The sequence below is a fragment of the Janthinobacterium sp. RA13 genome, from assembly GCF_000745325.1.
Taxonomy (GTDB): Bacteria; Pseudomonadota; Gammaproteobacteria; order Burkholderiales; family Burkholderiaceae_D; genus Janthinobacterium; species Janthinobacterium rivuli.
Window position 1 is genome coordinate 4,546,425 of record NZ_JQNP01000001.1, and the last position, 24,251, is coordinate 4,570,675.

A 24,251-nucleotide genomic window follows, 5' to 3' on the forward strand; every position below is an offset into this window, starting at 1 on the left:
TGAAAATACAGAATGAACGAATAAGTTTTGCACGAATTTCATCTGTGTGGCAATGAAAATCGAATTTTCTGGAAAAGCAAATTCTGAGAAAAAATATAAAAATTACTTCCGATAACTTAAAGAAAACAATTTTTACTGAAAAATGTATATATTTTAATATCTAAAATTGATGCCGTTACGTGGGTTATTTTCATTGGTGAAGGCAATCAAATGCTCGATGAGCCGCTCTTTATTGCCAGACAGGCTTGGCTTCCAATCCAGTTCATTGATCTCATGCGGTACCGGGTCGCGGCTTGACTGAAGCAGCGCGATTGCCCGGGTGACCCAGTGCTTGGTCATGTGATAGTAAGTGACTGATTTTTATGAGGAATGTGATGTTGTCGTTTTTCTGGTGTGATAAAGATGTGCAGGCATGAATAAAAATGCGCTATGCCGGCAGTGTGTACTGCTGCTGGCATAGCGCATTACGAATCAAGCGCTGTAGCTTAGAGTCTTAGGCCGCGTGTTTTGTTCCGTCAGCCAGTACCGCCAGCAATCTCGCCTTATCCTTGCGGTAAGTATCGATGGCCGCTTCCTTGACGTGGCCGAAGCCGCGGATTTTCTCGGGCAGCGATGCCAGTTCCACGCAGGTGGCCAGGTTCTCCGCCGTCAGGTTGACCAGCATGCCGGCCAGCAGTTCGCGGTATTCGACGATCAGGGCGCGTTCCATCTTGCGCTCGTTTGTATAACCGAAGATGTCGAAGGTGCCGCCCCGCAAGCCCTTGGCCTTCGCCAGCAGCTTGAAGGCGCGCCACATCCAGGAACCGAATTCCGCTTTTACGAGGTGACCCTTGGCATCTTTCTTGGCAAACAGCGGTGGCGCCAGGTTGAATTTGACGGAGAAATTCCCTTCGAATTGCTGCTGCAATTGCTCCACGAAACGGCCATCCGTGTACAGGCGTGCCACTTCGTATTCATCCTTGTAGGCCAGCAACTTGAAATAGCTCTTGGCGACAGCCGTCGACAGCTTCTGGCCCAGTCCCAGGGTGTTTTCGCGGTCGCGTACCTGTTTCACCAAGGTGGCATAACCATCCGCATACGCGGCGTTCTGGTAGGCCGTGAGGAATTCCACGCGCTTCTTGATGACGCTGTCGAGGCTTTGCGGCATTTGCACGATGATCGCTTGCGACGGCGTGGCGATCTGCGTGACCTTGCGCACGTCGACGGCGGCGCGGCGGCCCCACAGGAAACTCTTCTTGTTCGATTCGATCCCCACGCCATTCAATTCGATGGCGCGCAGCAAAGCCGCTTCCGTCAGCGGGATGCGGCCTTTTTGCCAGGCGTAGCCGAGCATGAACAGGTTGGCGGCGATCGAGTCGCCCATCAGTGCGGTGGCCAGTTTTGTCGCGTCGATGAAGTCGGCCGCGTCCGCGCCGCCGACGGATTCCTCGATCAGCTGGCGCACTTCGGCCGTTGGATATTGCCAGTCCGCATTTTGCGCAAACGTGCCCGGCGGCTGCTCGTGCAGGTTGACGACGGCCAGGCTGCGGCCCGGACGCATTTTCGACACGGCATCCTGCGCGCCGGCCGTCAGCATGTCGCAGCCCAGAATCAGGTCCGCTTCGCCCGTGGCGATGCGCTGCGCGCGGATATGCGCGGGCGACTTGGCGATTTTCACGTGCGAGGTGACGGAACCGTTCTTTTGCGACATGCCCGTCATGTCCAGCACGGACGCGCCCTTGCCTTCCAGGTGGGCCGCCATGCCCATCAGGGCGCCGACGGTGATGACGCCCGTGCCGCCGATGCCGTTGATGAGGATGTTGTACGGCGCGTCGCAGGCGGGCAGTACCGGTTCCGGCAGGGGGCCGAAGTTGTCCGTCTCGCCCGCTTTGCTGGCACCCGTCTTGGTCTTCTTCAGGCTGCCGCCTTCGACGGTGACGAAGCTGGGGCAGAAGCCCTTGGCGCACGAGTAATCCTTGTTGCACGAGGATTGGTCGATGGTGCGTTTGCGGCCAAATTCCGTTTCCTTCGGCAAGATCGACACGCAGTTCGATTGCACGCCGCAATCGCCGCAGCCTTCGCAGACGGCGTCGTTGATGACCATGCGTTTGGCCACGTCCGGATACTCGCCCTTTTTGCGGCGCCGGCGTTTCTCGGCCGCGCAGGTCTGGTCGTAGATCAGCACGGACACGCCGGCTACTTCGCGCAATTCGCGCTGCACGGCATCCATGTCCTTGCGGTCGTGCAAGGTCAGGTGGGCGGGCAGGTTGCTGCGGTCGCTGTAGCGGCTCAGGTCTTCCGTGACCAGCGCGATGCGGGCGATGCCTTCGGCGGCCACTTGCTGCGCCATCATGGGCACGGTGATGAGGCCGTCCACGGGCTGGCCGCCCGTCATGGCGACGGCGTCGTTGTAGAGAATCTTGTAAGTAATGTTGACCTTGGCCGCCTGCGCGGCGCGGATGGCCAGGTACCCTGAATGGAAGTACGTGCCGTCGCCCAGATTCTGGAACACGTGCGGCAATTCCGAGAACGCGGCCTGGCCTATCCACGGCGCGCCTTCGCCGCCCATGTGCGTGGTCAGCTTGTTCATTTCCGGGTAGATCGACGTGGCCATCACGTGGCAGCCGATGCCGGCCAGCGCCAGGCTGCCCTCGGGTACTTTGGTCGAGGTGTTGTGCGGGCAGCCGGAGCAGTAAAATGCGGGACGGAACGGCGTGTTCACGGCTTTCTTCAATACCGCATCCTTGGCGTCGAGGAAACTGAGTCTCGCCTTGATCAGGTCGCAGGTGACGGGGTCGGAAATCAGACGCGCGATGCGGCTGGCGATGACTCTAGCCACTTGCGAGACGGAAAAGTCGGCCTTCGAGGTCAGCAGCCATTCGCCGCGCGGCGCCACCCATTCGCCCTTTTCGTCGAACTTGCCGATGACTCTAGGGCGCACGTCGTCGCGCCAGTTGTAGAGTTGTTCTTTCAACTGGTATTCGACGATCTGGCGTTTTTCTTCGACGACGAGGATTTCATCGAGGCCTTGCGCGAATTCGCGCACGCTGTCCGGTTCCAGCGGCCATGGCATGGCCACCTTGAACAGCCGCATGCCGACGTCGGCCGCCATCTGCTCATCGATGCCCAGTTCTTCCAGCGCTTCGAGCACGTCCAGATACGATTTGCCGGACGCAATGATGCCCAGCTTGGCGTTCGGGCTGTCGATGGTAGTGTGGTTGAGCTTGTTTTCGCGCGCGTAGGCCAGGGCTGCATAGATCTTGTAATCCTGCATCAGCGCTTCCTGGTTGCGCGCCTGCTGGCCCAGCGGGATGCTCGACAGGCGCGCGTTCAGGCCGCCTTCGGGCATGATGAAATCCTGCGGAATCTTCACTTCCACGCGGAACGGATCGGCATCGATGGAGGCCGACGATTCGACCGTGTCGGCCAGGGCCTTGAAGGCCACGGTGCAGCCGGAAAAGCGCGACATGGCCCAGCCGTGGATACCGAGGTCCAGGTATTCCTGCACATTGCACGGATACAGGACGGGAATCATCGAGGCGGAGAACAAATGGTCGGACTGGTGCGGCAGGGTCGATGAGTAGGCGCCATGGTCGTCGCCAGCCACCAGCAGCACGCCGCCCAGTTTTGACGTTCCCGCATGGTTCATGTGCTTGAAGACATCGCCGCAGCGGTCCACACCCGGGCCCTTGCCGTACCACATGGCAAATACGCCGTCGTACTTGGCCGGGCCTATCAGGTCGACTTGCTGCGAACCCCAGACGGCCGTGGCGGCCAGGTCTTCATTGACGCCGGGCACGAACTGCACGTGGTGCGCTTCCAGCTGTTTCTTGGCTTTCCACAGGTTCTCGTCGAGGCCGCCCAGGGGCGATCCCCGGTAGCCGGAGATGAAGCCGGCCGTGTTGAGGCCAGCGGCCTGGTCGCGCAGGCGCTGCATCATCGGCAGGCGTACGAGAGCCTGGATGCCGGACAGGAAGATGGCGCCGGAAGTGGCCGTGTATTTGTCGTCGAGGCTGACGGTGGTCAAACGGGAAGGTTCAAGCGGTGTAGATGGCGCGGCACCGGCGTTTCTAGCGAACGCTGCGGAGCCGTTTTCCGTGGTCACGGACATGGCTGTCTCCAAAAGGGTGTTTCAGATAACGGCTGTACAAGGTCGTGCCCGGTAAGGCGCGTGCTGTGCAGACGGGATGGCCGCGTGTGGGCGGCATATAACTATTTTAAATTTAAAATAGTTAATGTGGTCAGTGTAGAACGAGTCAGGGGAGGGGGCAAATACGCTTTGCCGATGGGGGTATAAGAAATACTTATGCCATGGGCGAGAGCACGTTCGCCCCCACCCAGCGCCCGCTGCCGCACAGCTCGGCGGCCACTTGCAGCACGAGGTTTTTCACGGCGTTGCCTGCGTTCGTCAGCGGGATATTTTTTGACGCGCACAGGGCCACCGTGCGCGACAGAACGGGGCTGTGGATGGCGTAGCTGCGCATGGCGCCGCTGTCGAGTTCGGCCAACAGGGGCGCGGCCGGCAGGATGGTGGCGCCCATGCCAGCCAGGATGGCCGATTTCAGGATGGCGATCGAGTTGATCTCGATCACGTTCGCCGTTTCCAGGCCCAGTTCGCGCGCGCGGCTGTCGATGCGCGGGCGCACGCCATGCTGCAGGCCCGGCAGGATCAGGGTGGCGCTCAGGGCTTGCTGGAACGACACGGCATGGCCGGCGGGCGCGAACGGCGAATCGCTGCGGCAGATGAAACGCATCTCTTCTTCCACCAGCGGGCTGCAGGAAAACGGTGTCAGCTGGCCATCGTCGAACAGCACGGCCAGGTTGATGCGGCCCGATTTGAGCTGTTCATTGAGGTTGCCCGTGATTTCTTCCGTCAATTGCAGGGTGATTTCGGGATAGCGTTCGCGCGCGGCCAGCAGCAGGGGCAGGGCCAGGGCGCCGGAGATGCTGTGCGGCAAGCCCAGGGTGACATTGCCGGACGGCCGCGTGGCGCTTTGTGTGACGGCCGAGCGGGCGTCGGCCACCTGTTTCAGGATCGCCTGCGCATGTTCGTAAAACACCTTGCCTGCGTCCGTGCTGAGCACGCCCTGGGCCGAGCGGTGCAGCAGCTGCACGCCCAGTTCCTCTTCCAGTTGGCGCAGCTGCTGCGTCAGGGCCGGCTGCGCCACGTGCAGGACCAGGGCCGCGCGCGACAGCGAGCCGTGGTCGACGATGGCAACAAAGTAGCGTAATTGGCGCAGTTCCATAGGTCCCAGTAGCGGTGCGTTGAGGATGCGTTGAGCGGAAAAAACCGGGTGTTGCGCCACGGCGCCGAACGCGGCCAGCAGAATAACAATTTTGTTATACTCATTCTAGCGCCTTCGGTGCTCCAGCCGCGTATTTGTGGGATGACAGCATGCTCAAGAAAGTTGATTCGTCTCAATTAAAAGTGGGCATGTACATTCATGACCTCAGCTGCGACTGGATGACGCATCCCTTCGTGCGCAACCGTTTCCTGTTGCGCAGCGACGATGAGATCCGCAAGATCGTGCAGGCCGGCATCCACGACGTGGTGATCGACAGTGGCAAGGGCCTCGACGTGCAGGACGCGCCCACCGTGGCGCAGGCGCGCGCCGAGACGGAGCGCGAACTGGTGCAGATCGCCGCGGCGCCGCAAGTGGTCACGCGCGTGTCGCTGGGCATGGAGCTGGCGCGCGCCACGCAGGTGCGGCGGCAGGCGGCTAGCCTGGTGCGCACGGTGATGGCCGACGTGCGCCTGGGCAAGGCGGTCGAGCTCGACCGCGTGCAGCACACGGTGCAAGACATCACCGAATCGATCCTGCGCAATCCTGGCGCCCTCGTCGGCTTATTGCGCATCAAGAGCAAGGATGACTACACCTTTTTGCATTCCGTCAGCGTATGTGCGCTGCTGGTGGCGTTTTGCCGCTCGCGCGGCATCGATGCGGCCACCACGCACCAGGCCGGCCTCGGTGGCTTGCTGCACGACACGGGCAAGGCCCTGGTGCCCGACAGCGTGCTGAACAAGCCCGGTCCCTTGACGCCGGAAGAATTTGCCCTGATCAAGCGCCATCCGCGCGACGGCTACGACATCCTGCGCCAGTCGCCCGAGGTGGGCGCGATTCCCCTCGACATCGCCTTGCATCACCACGAACGGCGCGACGGCAGCGGCTATCCCGACCAGCTGGCCGGCGACGCCATCAGCGAGCTGGCGCAGATGGCCGCCATCGTCGACGTGTATGACGCGCTGACGTCGGACCGCAGCTACCACAAGGGCATCCCCGCCGCCGAAGCCCTGCGCAAGATCTATGAATGGAGCAAATTCCATTTCAACCCCGTGTTCGCGCAGGATTTCATGCGCTGCGTGGGCATCTATCCGGTCGGCACCATGGTGATGCTGGAATCGGGCCGCCTGGCCGTCGTTGTCGAGGCACACGAAAGCAATCTGCTGGCGCCGAAGGTGAATGTGTTTTTCAGTACGAAGAGCAAGACTTACATCAAGCCGGAAACGGTCGACCTGTCGCGCGGTTTCGGTTTCGGCGGCGCCGACAAGATCGTCGGCCATGAGTCGGCCGCCAAGTGGCAGGTCGATCCCATGCGTTTTCTTTCCCTTGCAGACGCTTAGAAAAACTCTGCCGTATCGTTCGAGGTAATGGTGGTCAGCAAACCTTTGGACACCAGCTCGTCATAGTGGCAGGCCAGGTTGCGGCCATGGCTCTTGGCGTAATACAGGGCCTGGTCGGCGCGGCCGAGGATGATGACGGGCGCCTCGTAGGCGTTGATGCTGACGAAGCCCACGCTGACGGTCACTCTGCCCACTTGCGGGAAGTCGTGCGCTTCGACATTGGTGCGGAAGCGGTCGATGATTTTCTGCGCATTGTCCAGGGTGATCGAGCGCAGCAGCACGACGAATTCCTCGCCGCCGAAGCGGAAGATGCGGTCTTGCGAGCGGAACGACGATTGCAGCTGGTTGGCGATCAGGATCAGCACTTCATCGCCATACAGGTGGCCAAATTTATCGTTGACCAGTTTGAAATGGTCGACGTCGATCACGGCCAGCCATTGCCGTTCCGTGTCCGTATGGTGGCGCCGTTCTTCATCGACGGGACGGGGCTTTTCCGCTTCCGGTTCGCCGCGGCTTTGCAGGATTTTCGCCAGCTGGTCGTCGAAGGTCTTGCGGTTCAACAAGCCGGTGAGCGAATCGCGTTCGCTGTAATCGAGCAGGTTCTGGAAATTGCGGTACACGCTGACGATGCCGCCGATCACCTGGATGGTGGCGCCCGTGTACGGCGTGGGGTTGGTGATTTCCAGGCAGGTGGTGACCTGGTCGCCGATCCAGATGGGCAGCCACAGCAGGTGGCGGCCGTCGGCGCACAGGGTGTCGGCGCTTGCTTCATGGCGCTTGATGCAGGCGGCCAGGGCCGGATAGTCCGACAGCGGTTCGCCCGGCAGGGTAGGGTCGATATGCTCTTCCATGCGGGCCACGCTGCCCGCCACGATGATGGCCCGCGACCGCACGAACACCTGGCCACGCACGGTGGTCAGGGCCAGCACACGGGTCTGCGACGCGGCAGCGAGTTCCTGGACCGCCGAGATCACGGAGATGTCGAGCATCGTGTGGTCGCGGTGCCCGGTCATGTCCACCATGTGTTTCAGTAGGGAATCCATTGTCGATCTCTGGAAAGTAGTCACACAAGTGTCGTCATACCAGCATTGCATCAAGCAAGAGCATGTTCGCGTCCGTCTACAAGAAGCCAAGATTTATTTGGTGGCATGACGCTCTGTACCACCGGGCGAGAGGCCTTTCCAAAGAAGAGCTAAGCAGGATAATGTCTTTTTGCCTAATAGGCAATTAACGTATGCAATATTTCATGTAAATACATGAGATTCATGCACTGCATTGCAAAAAACTTGCCCTGACGCAGGCTTTCAATCCGGATCGCAACATTTGTTTGCGCCAGCCGCCATTTCACCAGAGTTTGATAATTTCCATGTGGAAACTTGTGGCGCGTCAATTTGCCAAAACGTGGACGCTTTATAGTCAATGTAATGGCGCAGAAATTTACGGCAGGAAACATATTAGCAGGAAAGGGCAATGTTTCACACCCGATTGCGCCAGGGACTTGTGATTCACTTTTGGGAGCTTGTCATGCATACCTTCCTGTCGGCAGTACAGCAGTTTGTCAAGGATGAGGATGGCATTACGGCAATCGAATACGGCCTGATTGCGGCGTTGATGGCTACCGCCATCACGGCCGGTTTCTTGCTGATCAAGACCAACTTGCTGGCCGTCCTCACCGACATTTCGTCGAACCTGGTGTTGACGCCCTAAGCGGGTGCCCGCCGCTGGCCGGCCAGTGGCGGGTTTTTTTCGGGAGGTGTGCCATGCCTGCAACTGCCTTGTGCGATTTGCTGTTGCTGTGCTTCGTGACGGGGGCCGCCGTCAGTGATTTGATCCGCCGCAAGATTCCGAATTGGCTGGTGTTGTCCGGCATCCTCGCCGCCCTGGCCTTGCACCTGTGGCTGTGGCCGCAAAACGTGCTGCCGCTGTGGCTGGGCGGCATGGCGACGGGCTTTTTCCTCTTTTTACCCTTGTACGTGCTGCGCGGCATGGCCGCCGGCGACGTCAAGCTGATCGCCATGGCGGGCGCCTTTGCCGGCCCTTGGCCCGTGCTGCAGATCTGTTTCGCCACGTTTGTCCTGGGCGGCCTGATGGCCGTGCTGATGATCACCTGGCAGGGCAAGTGGCGCGCCTGCCTGGTCAATCTGCGCCAGCTGCTGTGGCCGATGATCGCGCGCATGGCCGGCATTCCCCTGGCGCCTAACGCACTGGGCAGTGGCGCCAGCGTGGGCAATATGCCGTACGGACTGGCCATTGCGCTGGGCTGCCTGCTGGTGCAAGGCAGGCATTATTTCTGATTGGTATTCATTGCTCTGAATCAATGGGCCGCTATGCCCGCTCGCTAGAATGAATTCTGTTCAATGCAGTCCTAACCGGCTAGGAGACGCAGCATGACCGAGGTCGACTATTCCCTGAGCACCGACAGCACGCCGCGCCCTGCCGATGCGAACCTGATGCCGCCCTTGCCGCCGCAGCCGAAGAGCTTGCGCGAAACGGGACTCGAGCGGCCGCTGGTCGTCGAACTGATCGCCAAGCTGATGTTTGTGGGCGGCAAGACGCACCTGTCCGCGCTGACGACGCGCTTGCGCCTGTCGATCAATGTCTTGCGTGAAGTGCTCGATTTCATGGTGACCGAGCAGATGGCCGAAGTGGCCTGGCGCGGCGAATCCGATATCGATGTGCAGTACCAGCTGACGGGCGCCGGCAAGCAGCGCGCCAGCGCTTTTCTTGAGCGCTGCGCATATATCGGCGCCGCGCCCGTCACCCTGGAAGCGTACCGCGCCATGGTGGCGCGCCAGTCGTGGCAGGCGCAGGAACAGCGCGTCGGCAGCGACGACCTGGCCGCCGTGCTCGGTGGCGCGCATGCGGGGCCGGGCATGCTCGACGTGGTGGGAGCTGCCCTGCATTCGGGACGCTCGCTGCTGCTGTACGGTCCGCCCGGCAGCGGCAAGTCGACCCTGGCGCTGCAGCTGGGACAATTGCTGCACGGTCTAGTCGCCGTGCCGTACGCCATCGTCGTCGGCCACGACATCATCCAGTTGTACGATCCGGCCCAGCACCTGCCGCCCGCGCCGCAGCACGTCAGCCATGCGCGCCAGGCGCTGGAGCGGCGCAGTACGGATATCCGCTGGGTGCTGTGCCAGCGCCCGGTGATTCACGTGGGCGCCGAGCTCGACGCCGGCATGCTGGAACTGCGGCATGACGCCAGCGGCGGCTGCTACCAGGCGCCGCCGCATGTGCGGGCCAACAATGGCATGCTGATCATCGACGACCTGGGCCGCCAGCGCCTGGGCGCGCCGGAATTGCTGACGCGGCTGATGCAGCCGCTGGCGCGCGGCAGCGATCAGCTGGGTCTGCCCGGCGGGGTGCAGATCAGCGTGCCGTTCGACAATGCCCTCGTGCTGGCCACGAATGTGCCGCCGGGCGAGCTGTTTGACGCCGCCTTGCTGCGCCGCATCGGCTACAAGGTGCAGGTGGGGCCGCTGGCCGAGAACGCCTATCGCGCCCTGTTCCGCCAGCAATGCCGGCTGGCCGGCATGGCCATCGACGAACTGGCCGTCAATCACCTGCTGCAGCTGCATGGCGCGCAGGGACGGCCCTTGCTGGCCAGCTATCCGCAGGAATTGCTGGCGCGCATAGGCGACTTCGCCGGCTTTGCCGGCTGCGAGCCGCGCCTGACGCTGGCCGCCCTGGAGCAGGCCTGGGGCAGCCTGTTTGCCAGCTGCGACATGCCGGCCGCCAGCCTGTGCGAGCGTATCGCATGAAAAACCGGCGCGCCCTCCTGATGATGGGCCTGGCGGTCGTGCTGGGTCTGCTGGCCGTGCTGCTGGCCTCGCACTGGCTGCTGCGCCAGACGCCGGCCGGCAAGGGCAAGATCGTCGTCGCCGCCAGCGATGTCAACCTGGGCCAGCGCCTGACGCCCGAGATGCTGCGCCTGGCCGAGTGGCCGGCGGAAAGCTTGCCGCAGGGCGCGCTGCAAGACCCGGCAAAACTGGCGGGACGGGTGCTGAAAACCAGCGTGCTGCGCGGCGAGCCGCTGAGCGAAGCCAAGCTGGCGCCGGCCGGTACCCTGGGCGGCCTGTCGGCGCTGATCACGGAAGGGCGGCGCGCCATCACCGTGCGCGTCAACGATGTGATCGGCGTGGCCGGCTTCGCCTTGCCGGGCAACTATGTCGACATCATCGTGAGCACCCAGCAGGATGCCGGCGACCGCGCGTTTCCGCAAAGCCGCAACATTTCCAAGATCGTGCTCGAACGCATCCTGGTGCTGGCCGTGGCGCAGGAAGTGGGGCGCGACGAGACCAAGCCGCGCGTGGTCAATGCGGTGACCCTGGAAGTGACGCCGGAGCAGGCGGAAAACCTGGACCTGGCGCGCAGCGTGGGCAGCCTGTCGCTGGTGCTGCGCAACCAGGTCGACCCGCAGCCGGGCGTGACGGTGGGCGCCACCAAGCTGACCCTGCTGGGCGGACCGCACGAAGCTGACGAAGCTGTTCCTGCCGCCGCACCCGTGCTGGCCGCAGCGCCGCGCGCGGTACGCGTGGCGAAGGCGCCGCCGGAAGCGACGCGCCAGTGCAGCGGCGTCATCGACGGGACGCGCCAGTCGCGCGAATGTTTTTAGCCAACCATGGACACGCTCATGAACCGCGCCCTGTTGATACTGTTCTGCCTGCTGTCGCCGCTGGCCGGCGCGGCGGCCGATCCTGGTCCGCGCTGCGGCGGTGAAGCGGCCTCGCCCGGCAATTTGCAGCTGCAGGTGGGCAAATCGAGCATGCTGCGCCTGCCTGAAGCCGTGCAGCAGCGCAGCGTCGGCAACCCGGCCGTCGTGCAAGCCATGCTGGTCGCGCCCGATACCTTGTATGTGGTCGGCGTCGAGGTGGGCAGCACGAACATGATCATCCAGGGCAGGAGCGGCGTGTGCAGCGTGGTGAACGTCAGCGTCAGCATGGACCCGGCCGGTTTGCAAACGACCCTGGCGGCCCTGATGCCGGAAGAAAAAGCCATCCGCGTCACGGCCGTGGCCGACACCCTGGTGCTGTCGGGCACGGTGCAGGATGCGGGCGCCGTGCTGCGCGCCGTCGAGCTGGCGCACGCGTATGTGCGCCGCGCTACGGTGCCGCTGGCGCTGCCCAAGCCTGCCGATGGCGCCGCCATGCCCCTCGCCGCCACGGCGCCCGGTGGCGGCGCGGGCGGCGCGAACAGCCGCATCATCAACATGCTCGACGTCAGCGCGCCGCAGCAGGTGATGCTGGCCGTGCAGATCGCCGAAGTGTCGAAGTCGCTGCTGGAACGGCTGGAAGTGGGCGCCACCCTGCGTTTTGCTTCCGGCAGCTGGGCCACCACCTTGCTGTCGAATTTCCTCAGTGGCACGGCCAATGGCTTGCTCGACGTGCGCAAGTCGAATGGCCGCCAGCAACTGACCATCGAGGCGCAGAAACAGGATGGCCTGGTACGCATTCTGGCCGAGCCGACGGTGATGGCGATCAGCGGGCAGGAGGGCAGTTTTCTGGCGGGCGGCAAGATCTTCATTCCCGTCGGCCAGGACAACAACAAGATCACCCTGGAAGAGCGCGAATACGGCGTCGGCCTGCGTTTTACGCCGACCGTGCTGTCGGGCGGGCGCATCAATTTGAAGGTGGCGCCGGAAGTGTCGGAACTGTCGCGCGAGGGGGTGGGTATTTCCGCCGCCGGCATCAGCGGACGTTCTATTTTGCCCGTCATCACCACGCGGCGCGCCTCGACCACGGTGCAGCTGTACGACGGCCAGAGCTACGCCATCGGCGGCCTCATCAAGAACAACCAGGTGAGCAACATCACGGGCGTGCCCTGGCTTAGCGAAGTGCCTATCCTCGGCGCGCTGTTTCGCAGCACGGATTTCCAGAATGACCGCACGGAATTGCTGTTTGTCATTACCGCGCACCTGGTGAAACCCTTGCCGGCCGACGCCGTGCTGCCGACGGCGCAGCTGGCGCCGCCATCGCGCATGGACTTGATGTTGGGCGGCAAGATGGAAGGCACGCTGGCGCCGCCGTCCGTGCCGCCGTCGGTACCAGCACCGCGCGCGGCCAACGGTTTCGAGTTGAAATGAGATGGGGAGATACGCCATGTCGAACGCGTTCCTGACACCGCTGCGGCGCCTGGTCGCTCTGGCCCTGGCCTTGCAGCTGGCCGCCTGCGCGCATGGCAGCACGCCGCAGCTGGACCGGCGTTTCGGCGACGCCGTGCGCCTGTCCATGGCGCAGCAGGTGCGCGATCCGGCCAGCGCCGGCAATCGCACGCCGGCCGATGGCCTTGACGGACCCAGCGCGCACGCCGTCATGCAGCGCTACCGCGCGTCGTTTGCCGAACCGAATGCCCAGGCGCCGCAGCCGGTGCAATTCATGCTGGGAGGCGGCAGTGGCAAATAGACGCCAGCGCCAGCGCGGGGCGATGCTGATCGCCTTTTCCATCCTGCTCATCGTGGTGCTGGGCTTTATCGGCCTGGCGCTTGATGTGGGGCAAGTCATCGGCCGCAAGACGGAACTGCAGAACCTGGCCGACAATGCGGCGATGGCGGCCGCCGCGGAACTGGTGGGCACGCCCGAGGGCTTGCTCGCTGCCGTGGAAAAAGCCAAGGGCAGTGCGGCCGACCGCAGCGCATGGCGGCGCCGCATGCAGGGCGCCATCCTGTCGGACGCCAGCATCCGCTTCGCCAGCGCGCCCGACGCGCCCGCCAGCGGGTGGCATGCGGCGGGCGCCGTGCCCGACGCCGCCACGGCGCTGTTCGTGCGCGTCGATACGCAGGCCAATACCCCCTCGCTGGGGCGGGTGGCGACGGCGTTTCTCGGCGCCTGGTCGCCGGCGCTGCGCACCCTGGACACGGGCGCGCGCGCCGTGGCCGGGCGCACCAGCTTGCACCTGATGCCGCTGGCCGTCTGCGCGCTGTCGGCCAGCGCAGCGAGCCCGCGCACGAATGCGGCACTGCTGCCGGCCGTCGAGTTGCTGGAATATGGCTTTCGCCGCGGCGTGGCGTATAACCTGTTGAAACTCAATCCGAACGGCCCGGCGGCCGAACATTTCGTGCTCAATCCGCTGGGCCAGCCGGGCGTGGTGGGAGTGTCGCAGCAGGTCGGCGAAGCGAGCGTGCTGCCGTTTGTCTGCAGCGGCACGGTGCAGTATCCGCGCATCGGCAGCGCCCAGGTGCACGTGCACCGGCCGTTTCCCGCCGCGCTGTGGACGGCCTTCAATGCGCGCTTCAACCAGCATGCGGGCAGCGGCTGCCATGCCGTCACGGCGCCGCCCGACACGAATATCCGCGCCTATCCAAATACGGCCGCGAGCTGGTGGATGACGAATGCGCCCGATGCGCCGAGCGCCCTGAGCACGGGCAATCCGCTGCTGTCCGTGGCCGATCCGGAATCGAACGCGACGCCGCCCGCCGTCGGCAGTTACGGGCCGCTGTGGTCGTTTTCCAGGGCGGCCAGGTACAGCAACCCGAAGCCGGCCGGCGGCTATCTGCCGTTTGCCACCAGCGACTGGCCCAAGCTGTATCCGGCCAGCCCGGCCGCGCCGGCCGCCAAGTCCGGCTATCCTGCCACGCCGCCCTACCAGACGCTGGGCTTCCAGACGGCGCCGACCGGCAACACGGGCGTGGCGCAGCGGCGCCTGCTGCACATCCCCCTGCTGGCCTGTCCCGTGCCGGCCGGCGGCGACGTGCTGGCGCAGGTGCGCGGCATCGGCCGCTTCTTCATGACGGCGCCGGCCAGCAATGGCGTATTGAGCGCCGAATTTGCCGGCCTGGTGGAAGAGGGCACGCTGGCCGGTCCCGCGGAGCTGCTGCGATGAAGCCGCCCTGCCGCGCCGCGCGCCGCCAGGGCGGCGTCGCCGCCATCGAACTGGCGCTGATCCTGCTGTTTTTCATGGCGCTGCTGCCCTTCGTGCTGCTGTTCGGCCGCGCGCTGCTGGTGTACACGGCCCTGCAAAAAAGCGCGCACGATGCGGCGCGCTACATGGCGACCATGCCGCTGCCGCAGATGGGCAAGTTCGACACGGCGAGCCAGGGCGCCGCGCTGGCGCGCGAGATGGTGGCCGAGGCGATGGCGGAAAGCTGGCCGGGCATCAATCCCGCATGGGTCAATGTGGATTGCGTGTACGCCGACGATTCCTATGCCTGCGGCAGCTACGCGACGGCGCCGCTGCAGGTGCGCATCAAGGTCACCGCCGACATGCCGGTGGATTTCCTGCCCGCGCTGACCCGCAAGTGGTTGCCGCAACTGGCGCCGATTCCCTTGCGCGCCAACGCGACCTTGCGCTATGTGCATTGACCCGCACCTTCGCCGGCAGCGTCAGCGCGGCGTCTTCGCCGTCGAATTCGCCATGCTGGCGCTGCTGTTCTTCCTGTTCCTGTTCGCCATGCTGGAAATGGCGCGCGCCGTGTACGTGTGGAACATGGTGCATGAGATTACCCGGCGCGCGGCGCGCGCCGCCGCCGTCACTGATTTCAGCAATGCCGGCGCCTTGCAGGCCGTGCGCACGCAAGCCGTGCTGCGCGCCACGCCGGGCACGCTGCCGCTGGGTGGCGGCATCGGCGACGCGCATGTGCGCATCGATTATTTGTCGGAAAGCGCGGGCGGCGCCGCGCTGGCGGCCGTGCCGGTGACGGTGCTGCCGGGGTGCCCGCAGCGCAACCGCATCAATTGCCTGGACGATCCGCATGGCGCCAGCTGCATCCGCTTCGTGCGCGCGCGCCTGTGTCAGCCCGGCGACGGCGCGCGCTGCGAGCGTGTGCCCTACCGGCCCGTGCTGCCGCTGCTGGGGATGATGTTTCCCTCCGGTGCAGGCGCCATACGTTTGCCCAGCGGGACCACCATGGCGGTGGCCGAGTCGCTGGGCTATCCGGACAATCCCGGCTTTTGTCCATGAGCGCCAAGCCGCCGGCGCAGCCGAATGTAGTGCATTGAATGAAGGAGGCGTGATGAAAGCCTTGATGATTACCCGTGACGCCAGCTTGCACGATGAAATCGCGGCGCAAGGCGCGGCCCGCATGCCCGTGCTGCGGCTGCTGGAGCGGCGCAGCGGTCTGCGCGACGCCGTCGAGCGCATGCTGCCCGAAGCGCCCGAACTGGTGATCGTCGACGCCAGCGGCATCGATGCCGACGAAGCCGACCTGCTCGAGCGCCTGGCGCGCCAGTATCCGCTGGCCGTGCTGATGCTGCTCACGCGCGGCCAGCAGCAGGATGTGCTGATCCGCGCCATGCGCGCCGGCATGCGCGAAGTGCTGCAGCTGCCGCTGGTGCACAAGGCCTTCCACGAGGCGATGGACCGGGTCGATATCCAGGCCGGCGTGACGCAGATGCGCGACGGTAAAGTGCTCGCCTTCATCTCGTGCAAGGGCGGCAGCGGCGCGACGTTTTTGTCGACGAACTTTTCGTATGCGCTGGCCAGCCTGGCCGGCTGCAAGGTGCTGCTGATCGACCTGCACGGCCAGTTCGGCGACGCCACTTTATACGTGTCGGACCAGAAGCCGGCCATGACCCTGTCCGACATCTGCGCGCAGATCGCGCGCATGGATGGCGCCTTTCTCGCTTCGTGCCTGGTGCACGTGACGCCGAACTTCGGCGTGCTGGCGGCGGCCGACGATCCGGCGCACAAGGTCGACATGCAGCCCGAGCACATGGACCGCATCCTGGCCGTGGCGCGCCAGCACTATGACTACATCGTGCTCGACGTGGGACGCCAGATCGATGCGCTGTCGCTGCGCGCGCTCGACAACGCCGACGCCATCTATCCGGTGCTGCAGCTGGCCTTGCCCGACATCCGCGACGGGCGCCGCCTGCTCGACATTTTCCGTTCGCTCGGCTATCCGGGCGAGCGCCTGCGCCTGATCGTCAACCGCTATGAAAAGGGCGGGCGATTGCGTCTGGCGGACCTGGAGCAGGCGCTGGGCGCCGAAGTGGTGCACACGGTGCCCAACGATTACATCGCCGCCACCGACTCCGTCAACCAGGGCATTCCGCTGCTGCAGCTGTCGCGCACCAGCGCCGTGGCGCGCAGTCTGGCCGAGCTGGTGGAACTGGTGACGGCGCGCCGCGTGACGGAAAGCCGCGGCCTGTTCGACCGCCTGTTCAGCCGCAGCGAGTCCTAGGACTGCAATCGATGTCAAGGCTCCCGCCGGGAGCCATCATGGGAGCCAAGATGACTTTACGCGAACGCCTGGCGGCGAATGAAACGGTGCGCCCCGCCACCAATGCACAAGGCGCGCTGGCGCTGCACGCCTACCAGGAACTCAAAAAGACCATGCACCAGACGATACTTGACCGTATCGACCTGGAACGCTTGAAACGCCTGACGGCCGAGCAGTTCAAGCACGAGCTGGCGCTGCTGGTGCAGCGCGTGATCGAGGAAGAGCGCATCGTCCTGAACCAGCACGAGCGGCATAGCCTGGTGCTCGACATCCAGCACGAGATGCTGGGCTTTGGCCCGCTGGAACCCTTGCTGGCCGATGCCAGCGTGTCCGATATCCTCGTCAATACCTGCGACAAGGTGTACGTGGAGCGGGGCGGGCGGCTGCAGCTGACGGACGTGACCTTCCATGACAATGCGCACCTGATGAAGATCATCGAAAAGATCGTCTCGCGCGTGGGCCGGCGCGTCGACGAATCGAGCCCGATGGTCGACGCGCGCCTGCCCGATGGCTCGCGCGTGAATGCCATCATTCCGCCGCTGGCCGTCGATGGCCCGATCCTGTCGATCCGGCGCTTCGCCGTGCAGCCTTTGACGATCGCCAACCTGCTCGACTACAAAAGCCTGACGCCGCCCATGGTGCAGGTGCTGCAAGCGCTGGGGCAGGCCAAGGTCAACATCCTGATCTCGGGCGGCACGGGCAGCGGCAAGACGACCCTGCTCAACGTGCTGTCCGGCTTCATCCCCGGCAGCGAGCGCATCGTCACCATCGAGGATGCGGCCGAACTGGCGCTGCGCCAGCCGCACGTGGTGCGCCTGGAAACGCGTCCGCCGAATATCGAGGGCAAGGGTGAAGTAAGCCAGCGCGCGCTGGTGCGCAATGCGCTGCGCATGCGGCCCGATCGCATCATCCTGGGCGAGGTGCGCGGCGCCGAGGCGCTCGACATGCTGCAGGCGATGAACACGGGCCATGAAGGATCGCTGGCGACGATCCACTCGAACACGGCGCGCGACGCGCTGGCGCGGCTGGAAAACATGGTCGGCATGGCCAGCGTGAACCTGACGCCGCGCGCCACGCGCCAGCAGATCTGTTCGGCCGTGACGGTGGTGATGCAGGTGTCGCGCCTGACGGACGGCGCGCGCAAGCTGGTCAGCCTGCAGGAGGTGACGGGCATGGAAGGCGACATTATCGCCATGCATGAAATCTTCCGCTTCGAGCAGACGGGCGTCGATGCCGACGGCAAGGTACTCGGTCACTTTTGCGCCACGGGCGTGCGGCCCCGTTTCACGGAACGCCTGCGCATGTTCGGCGCGCCCGTGCCCGATAGTGTTTTTGATCCGGACCGTATCTACGAATAGGAGGCAGCATGGACCTGGTCTTCTACGGCTTTGCCGTGCTGCTGTTCGCCGCCTGCATCCTGATGGTGGAGGGGGTCTGGCTGTGGTGGTCGGGCACGCACGGCAGCGCGGCGCGGCGCATCAACCGGCGCTTGCGGCTGATGGCGGCGCGCGGCGAGGCGGGCGGCGAGCGGGTCTCCATCCTCAAGCAGCGCCGCTATGCGCGTTCGCCCGGTCTCGAGCGCTGGCTGCGGCGCCTGCCGCAGGCGGCAAAGCTCGACCACCTGCTGCTGCAATCGGGCTTGTCCTGGTCGGTGGCGCAGTTCCTGGGCGGCGCGGGCGCCTTGCTGCTGCTGGCGCTGCTGTGGCTGGCCATCTGGCCCATGCCGCTGCCGGGCGCCTTGCTGCTGCTGGGCGTGGCCGGCGGCGGGCCGTGCATGGTCGTGCTGCGCGCGCGTGCGGCGCGGCTGAAAAAGATCGAGGCGCAATTGCCGGAAGCGGCCGATTTCCTGGCCCGCGCGCTGCGCGCCGGGCACTCGTTTTCGAATGTGCTGCAGATGGTGGGCGATGAACTCAATGAGCCGATCAGCGGCGAATTCAAGATGGCGCACGAAGAAATCAATTACGGCGTGCCGATGAACGAAGCGCTGCAAAACCTGGCCGCGCGCATTCCGCTGACGGACTTGCGCTACCTCGTCATCGCCGTGCTGGTGCAGCGCGAATCGGGCGGCAATCTGGCCGAGGTGCTGGTCAGCATCGCGCGCATCATCCGCGCCCGGCTAAAACTGCTGGGGCAGGTGCGCGTGCTGTCGGCCGAGGGGCGCATGTCGGCTTGGGTGCTGGGCTTGATGCCGGTGGTGATGATCGGTGTCATGGCGCTGGTCAACCCGCAATATATCCGCCTGCTGTGGACCGATCCCAGCGGCATCAAACTGCTGTGGTACGCGGCCGGCATGGTGGCATTGGGTGTCGTGTGGATGCGCAACGTCATCCGTATCAGGATATAAAACAGGAGGTCGCATGAGCGGTGCACAACTGCTGTTCCTCGTGATCGTCTTTGCCGTGGTGGTGGCGCTGGCCCTGCTGGCATGGGTGATCTTCTTTCCCGGCACCTTGCGCCAGCGCCTGTTCGGTTCCATGGCGCCGGCCGCCAGCGAGGCGGTGGCCGACTCTGGCTGGGTGGAGAGGGTGGCGCGCGTGGCGCAGCCGTTCAGCAAGCTGTCGCTGCCGGAAGAGGGCTGGGAGCGCTCGCCGCTGCGCACGCGCTTCATGAACGCGGGCTGGCGGCAGGCCAGCGCGCCGGCCCTGTATTTTGCCGCGAAAACCGTGCTGGCCCTGCTGTTTCCCACCGTGCTGGGCCTGTACGCGGCCAGCGCCATGGCGGCGCAGCTGCGCAGCGTGCTATTGCTGCTGCTGTGCGTTAGCGCCACCGTCGGTTACTACCTGCCGAACCTGGTGCTGGCCAGCACGGCCAAGCGGCGCCAGCGCGACATCTTTGAAAACATCCCCGATGCGCTCGATTTATTGACCGTGTGCGTGGAAGCGGGCCTGAGCCTGGAGCGCGCGCTCGTCAAAGTGTCGGGCGAAATCCACATCAAGAGCGTGGTGCTGGCGCAGGAATTGCAACTGGTGCTGATGGAAATGCGTGCCGGCTTTTCCAAGGAAAAGGCGCTGCGCAACCTGGCCTTGCGCAGCGGCGTGGAAGATGTCGACACCCTGGTTGCCATGCTGATTCAATCGGAACGCTTCGGCACCAGCATGGGCGATTCGCTGCGCGTGCATTCGGAAAACCTGCGCGGCAAGCGCAGCCTGCTGGCCGAGGAGGCGGCGGCGAAGATCGCCCTGAAACTGCTGTTCCCGCTGATCTTTTGCGTCTTTCCCACCCTCATGCTGGTGCTCATGGGGCCGGCCGTGATCGAAGTGTATCGCGTGCTCGTGCCGGCCATGGCCAGCCGCTGAAAGGAGCTACCATGCGCTTGACGATTTCCCGCCTGGCCGCCGCCTGCGCCTGTCTGGGCCTGGCCGCCTGTACCACGCAGCTGGCCCGCGCGCCGCTGCCGCAGTGGCCCGACGCCGATGCCGCCTATGCGGCGGGGCGCCAGTACTTTGACGCGGGCGACCTGCCTGCCGCGCAAGCGGCGTATGAGCAAGCCCTGCGCGCCGCGCCGCGCCACGTGAATGCGCGCAACGGCCTGGCCGTGCTGCATGCGCAGCGCGGTGAACACGATGCGGCGATCGCCCATTGGCTGGCCCTGACGCGGGAGGCCAGTCCGCCGCAGCCGCAGCAGGCCTATCTGTTCAGCAATCTCGGTCACGCCTATTCCCTGAGCGGACGCGATGCGCAAGCGTTGATGGCGCTGGAACAGGCGTGCCTGCTCGATCCGCTCAATGCGCTGGCCTGGCAGCATCTGGCGCAAGTGCTGGAACGGCTGGGACAGCATGCGCGCGCGGCCGTCATGCGGCGCCAGGCGCAGAGTCTGCAGGAACACGATCTGCGGCGCGACCTGGCCGTCTTGCGCAAGGAGGCGCCGGTGGCCGCGCCGCTGCCGGATGCACCCGCCATGGCGCGCATCGACATCACGCAAACCGACGGTATGGCGCGCCTGCAGCGCGTGCCGGCCACCGCGCGCGGCGTGCCCGCTGCCGCTGCCATGGTGGAGCGGTCCTTGCCGGCTGCCGCCGTGCCCCGTCCGCGCCTGGAAATAGTGAACGGCAATGGCGTGCCCGGCCTGGCCGCCGCGCTGGCGCGCAGCCTGGCCGGCGCTCCCGTGCAGGTGGTGCGTCTGGCCAATGAAACCAGCTTCCAGGTGGCGCGCACGCGCGTCGAGTACCGGCCCGCGCAGGAGCAGGCGGCGCGCCAGTTGGCCCGCCAGCTGGGGCTGCAGGTGCAAACCCAGGTGCAGACCCAGGCCGCCGACTGCCCTGCCAGCGAGCTGCGCCTGGTATTGGGGCGCGACCTGAGCGATCCAGCCATGCTGCACCGCTATTATCTGCAGCAGCTGCAACTGGCGCGCCAGGCGCTGGCGCGGCTCGGTTAACAGGTTTTTTGTCGGCATAAAAAACGCGGCGCCTTTGCGGGCGCCGCGTGTTTTTCATGCGGCTGCCTATTTCGGCTGGCGGCGCCGCGTAAAAGCCAGGGCGGCCAGTCCCGCGCCCAGCAGGAACAGGGTGCCCGGCTCCGGTACTTGCAAGGGATCGATGACGACGATGTCGGTGCGCGTGGACTTGGAAAAGTTCAAGGTGTAGCTGCCGGCGGGCAGGGCGAAATTCGAGGTCAGGGAAAACATCGCAAAGCCATTCGTGAAGGCGCGCCCGGTGGCCGGGTCGTTGGTGCCGGCCGTCATGTTCAGGCTGAACGGGTCGAGGCTGCCGACCGTATGGTTGCCGTTGATGTCGCTGCCATTGTTGGCGTCGCCATCGGGTGCGAACTGGAAGAGTACGCCATCGGCATTCGCGTTCGACAGGCAGCCGACGGGGCTGGCGCTGTTGCAGGAGATATTGAAGATATCCATGATCGATACGTTGGACTTGTCGCCCATGGTCGTCACGCTGGTGCGCAGGTCGCGCCGTCCCATGAAACTGAAGGTGATGAAGCCGGCGCTCGACAAGGTCAGGTTGACGGAACCGGTGAGCGTGTCGCCGGCCGTGGAGGACGCCGCCCCCACCGTGTTGCGCTGGGCTTCCGACACGGCGCGCACGGTGGAGCCGGCGGCCGTGAGCATGTTGCCGAAGGCATGGGCATCGCCGCGGGCGAATTCCAGGGTGGAACTGGGGCTGGGTGCGTAGTGATTTTGCGGCAAGCCGCCGCAGCCGCCCCCCGAACACACTTGCAGCACGTCGGCGTTGGCGGCCGGGCCCGTATTGACGGCGCGCGGATTGACGGCCACGCCGCCCTGAAAGAAGGCGCTGTCGCTGGCATTGCGGTTGGCGCCGGCCAGCGACAAGGTGCCGGCGCTGGTGGCGATGCGGAAATTGTTCAACTCATTGACGGCCAGGCCGTATGCGCCAGCCTGCGCCTGACCGCTGGCCAGCAGGCTTGCCGCCGCCAGTGCGCCCAGCCAGCCCAGCGTCTTGCTTCGTGTGTGATTGACGTTCATCGCAGCCTCTTGTCGTGGTCAGTCTCGGAAAATCCGGGGGATAAAGAATCCAGAATGACTTGCCTGGATTCATCTCGTAGACAGGGATAAGCAGCTTGCGTGCCACACAAAAAAATCATATGGAATCAAACACTTGCGTAAAGCGGACTGAGCTGGAAGAAGCAAAGTGTAAGAAAGGCCGACGCCGCCTCAGGTGCCCCGGTGATAACCGAGGTGGCCGTCCGCATTGCGCGCGCAGCCGCAACCGATGCGCGCCACTTCCTCGCCTTCCGCCAGTTTCCAGTTGGTAATCGTCGTGGCCGCAATACCGCTGCGGCGCTTGCGCCAGATCAAAGGTGCGGCACATCGCCTCTTGCCGATCATTGCCCGGTAAAATAGGCCATGGCAAACAAAACCCCCACCTTCCCCGGCGCACGCACGGGCCGCGGCCAGGTTCTGGCCGTGCTGCTGTCGAACCGCGACCAGTCCGGCGCCGAACCGCTGCAAGGCCGCGTCTCGCTGGCCGCCATCGTCAAGGCGCTGAAACGCAAATACCACTGGCCGATTGAAACGCACAGCTTTCCCGCCAACATGCAGGACGGCCGCGCCAGCTGGGCGACCGTCTACAGCTTGCCGGAAAAGGTCATCGAGACTGCGCTGAACAGCGGCGGCCGCGAGTGGCTGGAAAGCCGGGGAGCGGTTGGGCGGCGGTGAATGCGCCGCAGTACGCTATTCGAGCCGGAAGCCGACCTTGAGCGTGACCTGGAAGTGCGCCACCTTGCCGTCGACGATATGCCCGCGCGATTCCGTCACTTCATACCAGTCCATATGCTTGACCGTCAGCGCCGCCTTGGCAATGGCATCGCGTATCGCCTGATCGCTGCTCTCGGTCGACGTGCCGACCAGTTCGATCAGCTTGTAAGTGTGTGCGGACATGATATTTCCCCAGGTAGGCAAGCCAGACATCGGGAGCCTGCTTTGCGCAGGCACGTGCTCATCTTGCGCTTAAATGTGCTGGACGTCATTGTGCGATGCAGCAATATGTCAGGCAAACCGAGCGGGACGAGCTATCTTTCGTTAAATATCGACATAGCGAGGCAACAAGTCCTGATCGACCAGGCGAATTTCAATGGCATTGGCAATCTTGACGTGCTCGGGATTCTCATCAGAAAAAGGCTCGTCGGTGACGCTGACGATGATGGTGCCGATCTGCTTGTCTTTACCTTGCTCGTCCATCGCCATCACTGGCACTAAAGCGCGTGCCTCGGGCACCTGTTGGAGCGTGAGTATGCGCGGCAAGTACAACATCCAGCCAACACCTGGACGATCCTTGAAGACTTGTTTTTCAAAATAATCATTACGTGCAACCGTGATCAACACCGGCCGTAGGGAACCCGCGATAATGGACAGCAGCTCTTTCAATCCATCAAGACCGAGGCGCTTAAGGTCATCGCACTCTCCGTCAATCTCAAAACTCCAAGAGGGCCAGTCACTGTCGCTGAACCCAAGCGCAATACTCGCGCCATCACCGTCTCCGAGCTCGCCATTTCAGGCACTGAGATATCGGAATTTTTCACCCTTGAACTTGGTTTCGAGTACGGCTTCGGCGGCAGTCGTGAGTTCTCCCGAGGTATCGAAAACCGGAGACAGAAACGACTCTGCCTCCGTATCCTGCGACAGAAACCAGTTCTTTCCAAACGCCTCAGTTTTTTGCAGGAAGCGGACAATCGTCGCGATTTTTTGGACGGCAGGTCGGAACGCAATGGATGTGTTCGCTGTATCGCGTTTGAACAAAGAGTTTATTATCATAATATTATGGAATTTAATAAGTGGTAATTCCAAAACGAGCTAATCTGGGCCGCATGTATTTGTAAGCGAGTGGCGTTTGGAAGTACCATGACAGCGAGGCTGGCGGGTTATCCTTGACAATGTTGGACTGAGCGGTGGCCTGTTTCAACACCATGTTCTGGAAGATATCTTTTTGGAAGCCGTATTTGAATCCGCCGCTTAGCGCTGCGCGGCCATCCGGTAGCACCTCCGGCGGCGGTCTGGTTTTCCTACACGCCGGACCGCAAGGGCAT

The 24,251-nt window shown here is 64.0% G+C and carries 24 protein-coding genes and 1 pseudogene; 16 read left to right on the top strand and 9 right to left on the bottom strand.

Going from position 1 to position 24,251, the window contains the following annotated elements:
• Window positions 1-153: 153 nt before the first annotated feature.
• From FG13_RS30170 to FG13_RS20080, 3 genes are all read right to left on the bottom strand, one after another.
• Window positions 154-339, bottom strand: a complete 186-nt coding sequence (locus FG13_RS30170; RefSeq protein ID WP_152598815.1) for a hypothetical protein — start codon at window positions 337-339, stop codon at window positions 154-156.
• 154 nt (window positions 340-493) lie between these two features.
• Entirely contained in the window at window positions 494-4,090 is a 3,597-nt protein-coding gene (locus FG13_RS20075; protein WP_035823722.1) for an indolepyruvate ferredoxin oxidoreductase family protein, read from the bottom strand.
• A 193-nt stretch (window positions 4,091-4,283) separates the two neighbouring features.
• Window positions 4,284-5,225, bottom strand: a complete 942-nt coding sequence (locus FG13_RS20080; protein WP_035823723.1) for a LysR substrate-binding domain-containing protein — start codon at window positions 5,223-5,225, stop codon at window positions 4,284-4,286.
• 149 nt (window positions 5,226-5,374) lie between these two features.
• On the opposite strand from FG13_RS20080, the gene FG13_RS20085 reads away from it, so the two are divergent.
• Window positions 5,375-6,601 (top strand): HD-GYP domain-containing protein, encoded by a 1,227-nt coding sequence (locus FG13_RS20085; RefSeq protein ID WP_035823725.1) that lies wholly within the window; start codon window positions 5,375-5,377, stop codon window positions 6,599-6,601.
• Here the strand turns inward: FG13_RS20085 and FG13_RS20090 are convergent.
• On the bottom strand, window positions 6,598-7,644 hold the full coding sequence (locus FG13_RS20090; protein ID WP_035823726.1) for a GGDEF domain-containing protein: 1,047 nt from the start codon (window positions 7,642-7,644) through the stop codon (window positions 6,598-6,600). The two genes, FG13_RS20085 and FG13_RS20090, sit on opposite strands and share 4 nt — an antisense overlap.
• 481 nt (window positions 7,645-8,125) lie before the next feature.
• Here FG13_RS20090 and FG13_RS20095 point away from each other — a divergent pair, with 481 nt between their 5' ends.
• The 14 genes from FG13_RS20095 (at window position 8,126) to FG13_RS20160 (ending at window position 21,132) form a co-directional block, all read left to right on the top strand.
• Window positions 8,126-8,308, top strand: coding sequence for a Flp family type IVb pilin (locus FG13_RS20095; protein WP_034752975.1), 183 nt, complete (start codon window positions 8,126-8,128; stop codon window positions 8,306-8,308).
• A 53-nt stretch (window positions 8,309-8,361) separates the two neighbouring features.
• Window positions 8,362-8,895, top strand: coding sequence for an A24 family peptidase (locus FG13_RS20100; protein WP_035823730.1), 534 nt, complete (start codon window positions 8,362-8,364; stop codon window positions 8,893-8,895).
• Between the two features lie 93 nt (window positions 8,896-8,988).
• Window positions 8,989-10,362 (top strand): ATP-binding protein, encoded by a 1,374-nt coding sequence (locus FG13_RS20105; protein WP_035823732.1) that lies wholly within the window; start codon window positions 8,989-8,991, stop codon window positions 10,360-10,362.
• On the top strand, window positions 10,359-11,216 hold the full coding sequence (gene cpaB, locus FG13_RS20110) for a Flp pilus assembly protein CpaB (protein WP_035823735.1): 858 nt from the start codon (window positions 10,359-10,361) through the stop codon (window positions 11,214-11,216). The genes FG13_RS20105 and cpaB overlap by 4 nt, the downstream gene beginning before the upstream one ends.
• Before the next feature lie 18 nt (window positions 11,217-11,234).
• Window positions 11,235-12,683 carry a type II and III secretion system protein family protein gene (locus tag FG13_RS20115; protein ID WP_051959641.1) on the top strand — a complete coding sequence of 483 codons (1,449 nt, stop codon included), beginning with the start codon at window positions 11,235-11,237 and terminating at the stop codon, window positions 12,681-12,683.
• 16 nt (window positions 12,684-12,699) lie between these two features.
• A complete protein-coding gene (locus tag FG13_RS30495; RefSeq protein WP_051959281.1) occupies window positions 12,700-13,002 on the top strand; it encodes a hypothetical protein in 303 nt (100 codons plus the stop codon).
• Complete coding sequence (locus tag FG13_RS20125; protein WP_035823738.1) at window positions 12,992-14,419, top strand: pilus assembly protein TadG-related protein; 1,428 nt, start codon at window positions 12,992-12,994, stop codon at window positions 14,417-14,419. Before FG13_RS30495 ends, FG13_RS20125 begins: the two co-directional genes overlap by 11 nt.
• On the top strand, window positions 14,416-14,898 hold the full coding sequence (locus FG13_RS20130; protein WP_035823740.1) for a TadE/TadG family type IV pilus assembly protein: 483 nt from the start codon (window positions 14,416-14,418) through the stop codon (window positions 14,896-14,898). The genes FG13_RS20125 and FG13_RS20130 overlap by 4 nt, the downstream gene beginning before the upstream one ends.
• The gene (locus FG13_RS20135; protein ID WP_035823742.1) at window positions 14,888-15,496 is read left to right on the top strand and encodes a TadE/TadG family type IV pilus assembly protein; all 609 of its coding nucleotides are present in this window, start codon (window positions 14,888-14,890) and stop codon (window positions 15,494-15,496) included. Before FG13_RS20130 ends, FG13_RS20135 begins: the two co-directional genes overlap by 11 nt.
• A gap of 52 nt (window positions 15,497-15,548) precedes the next feature.
• Window positions 15,549-16,718 carry an AAA family ATPase gene (locus FG13_RS20140; protein ID WP_035823743.1) on the top strand — a complete coding sequence of 390 codons (1,170 nt, stop codon included), beginning with the start codon at window positions 15,549-15,551 and terminating at the stop codon, window positions 16,716-16,718.
• Between the two features lie 50 nt (window positions 16,719-16,768).
• Window positions 16,769-18,115, top strand: coding sequence for a CpaF family protein (locus FG13_RS20145; RefSeq protein WP_081922835.1), 1,347 nt, complete (start codon window positions 16,769-16,771; stop codon window positions 18,113-18,115).
• 8 nt (window positions 18,116-18,123) lie between these two features.
• Window positions 18,124-19,101: a type II secretion system F family protein gene (locus FG13_RS20150; RefSeq protein WP_035823748.1), complete on the top strand. Its 978-nt coding sequence runs from the start codon at window positions 18,124-18,126 to the stop codon at window positions 19,099-19,101.
• A gap of 13 nt (window positions 19,102-19,114) precedes the next feature.
• Window positions 19,115-20,053, top strand: coding sequence for a type II secretion system F family protein (locus tag FG13_RS20155; RefSeq protein WP_035823751.1), 939 nt, complete (start codon window positions 19,115-19,117; stop codon window positions 20,051-20,053).
• 11 nt (window positions 20,054-20,064) lie between these two features.
• Window positions 20,065-21,132 carry a LytR C-terminal domain-containing protein gene (locus tag FG13_RS20160; protein WP_035823753.1) on the top strand — a complete coding sequence of 356 codons (1,068 nt, stop codon included), beginning with the start codon at window positions 20,065-20,067 and terminating at the stop codon, window positions 21,130-21,132.
• Between the two features lie 66 nt (window positions 21,133-21,198).
• Here FG13_RS20160 and FG13_RS20165 read toward each other — a convergent pair whose 3' ends face one another.
• A complete protein-coding gene (locus FG13_RS20165; protein WP_035823755.1) occupies window positions 21,199-22,191 on the bottom strand; it encodes an EDSAP-1 family PEP-CTERM protein in 993 nt (330 codons plus the stop codon).
• A gap of 189 nt (window positions 22,192-22,380) precedes the next feature.
• A complete protein-coding gene (locus FG13_RS30500; RefSeq protein WP_158300062.1) occupies window positions 22,381-22,524 on the bottom strand; it encodes a hypothetical protein in 144 nt (47 codons plus the stop codon).
• Window positions 22,525-22,572: 48 nt separating this feature from the next.
• Between FG13_RS30500 and FG13_RS20170 the strand changes: the two genes are divergently transcribed.
• Window positions 22,573-22,884, top strand: a complete 312-nt coding sequence (locus FG13_RS20170; protein ID WP_035823758.1) for a hypothetical protein — start codon at window positions 22,573-22,575, stop codon at window positions 22,882-22,884.
• A gap of 15 nt (window positions 22,885-22,899) precedes the next feature.
• On the opposite strand, the gene FG13_RS20175 is transcribed toward FG13_RS20170, so the two are convergent.
• The 3 genes and pseudogenes from FG13_RS20175 to FG13_RS20185 form a co-directional block, all read right to left on the bottom strand.
• A complete protein-coding gene (locus tag FG13_RS20175) occupies window positions 22,900-23,106 on the bottom strand; it encodes a dodecin (RefSeq protein ID WP_034753599.1) in 207 nt (68 codons plus the stop codon).
• A 141-nt stretch (window positions 23,107-23,247) separates the two neighbouring features.
• Window positions 23,248-23,601: pseudogene (locus tag FG13_RS29600) on the bottom strand (immunity 52 family protein); the annotation flags it as partial.
• A gap of 117 nt (window positions 23,602-23,718) precedes the next feature.
• Window positions 23,719-23,964 carry a hypothetical protein gene (locus FG13_RS20185; RefSeq protein WP_152598816.1) on the bottom strand — a complete coding sequence of 82 codons (246 nt, stop codon included), beginning with the start codon at window positions 23,962-23,964 and terminating at the stop codon, window positions 23,719-23,721.
• Window positions 23,965-24,251 lie beyond the last annotated feature (287 nt).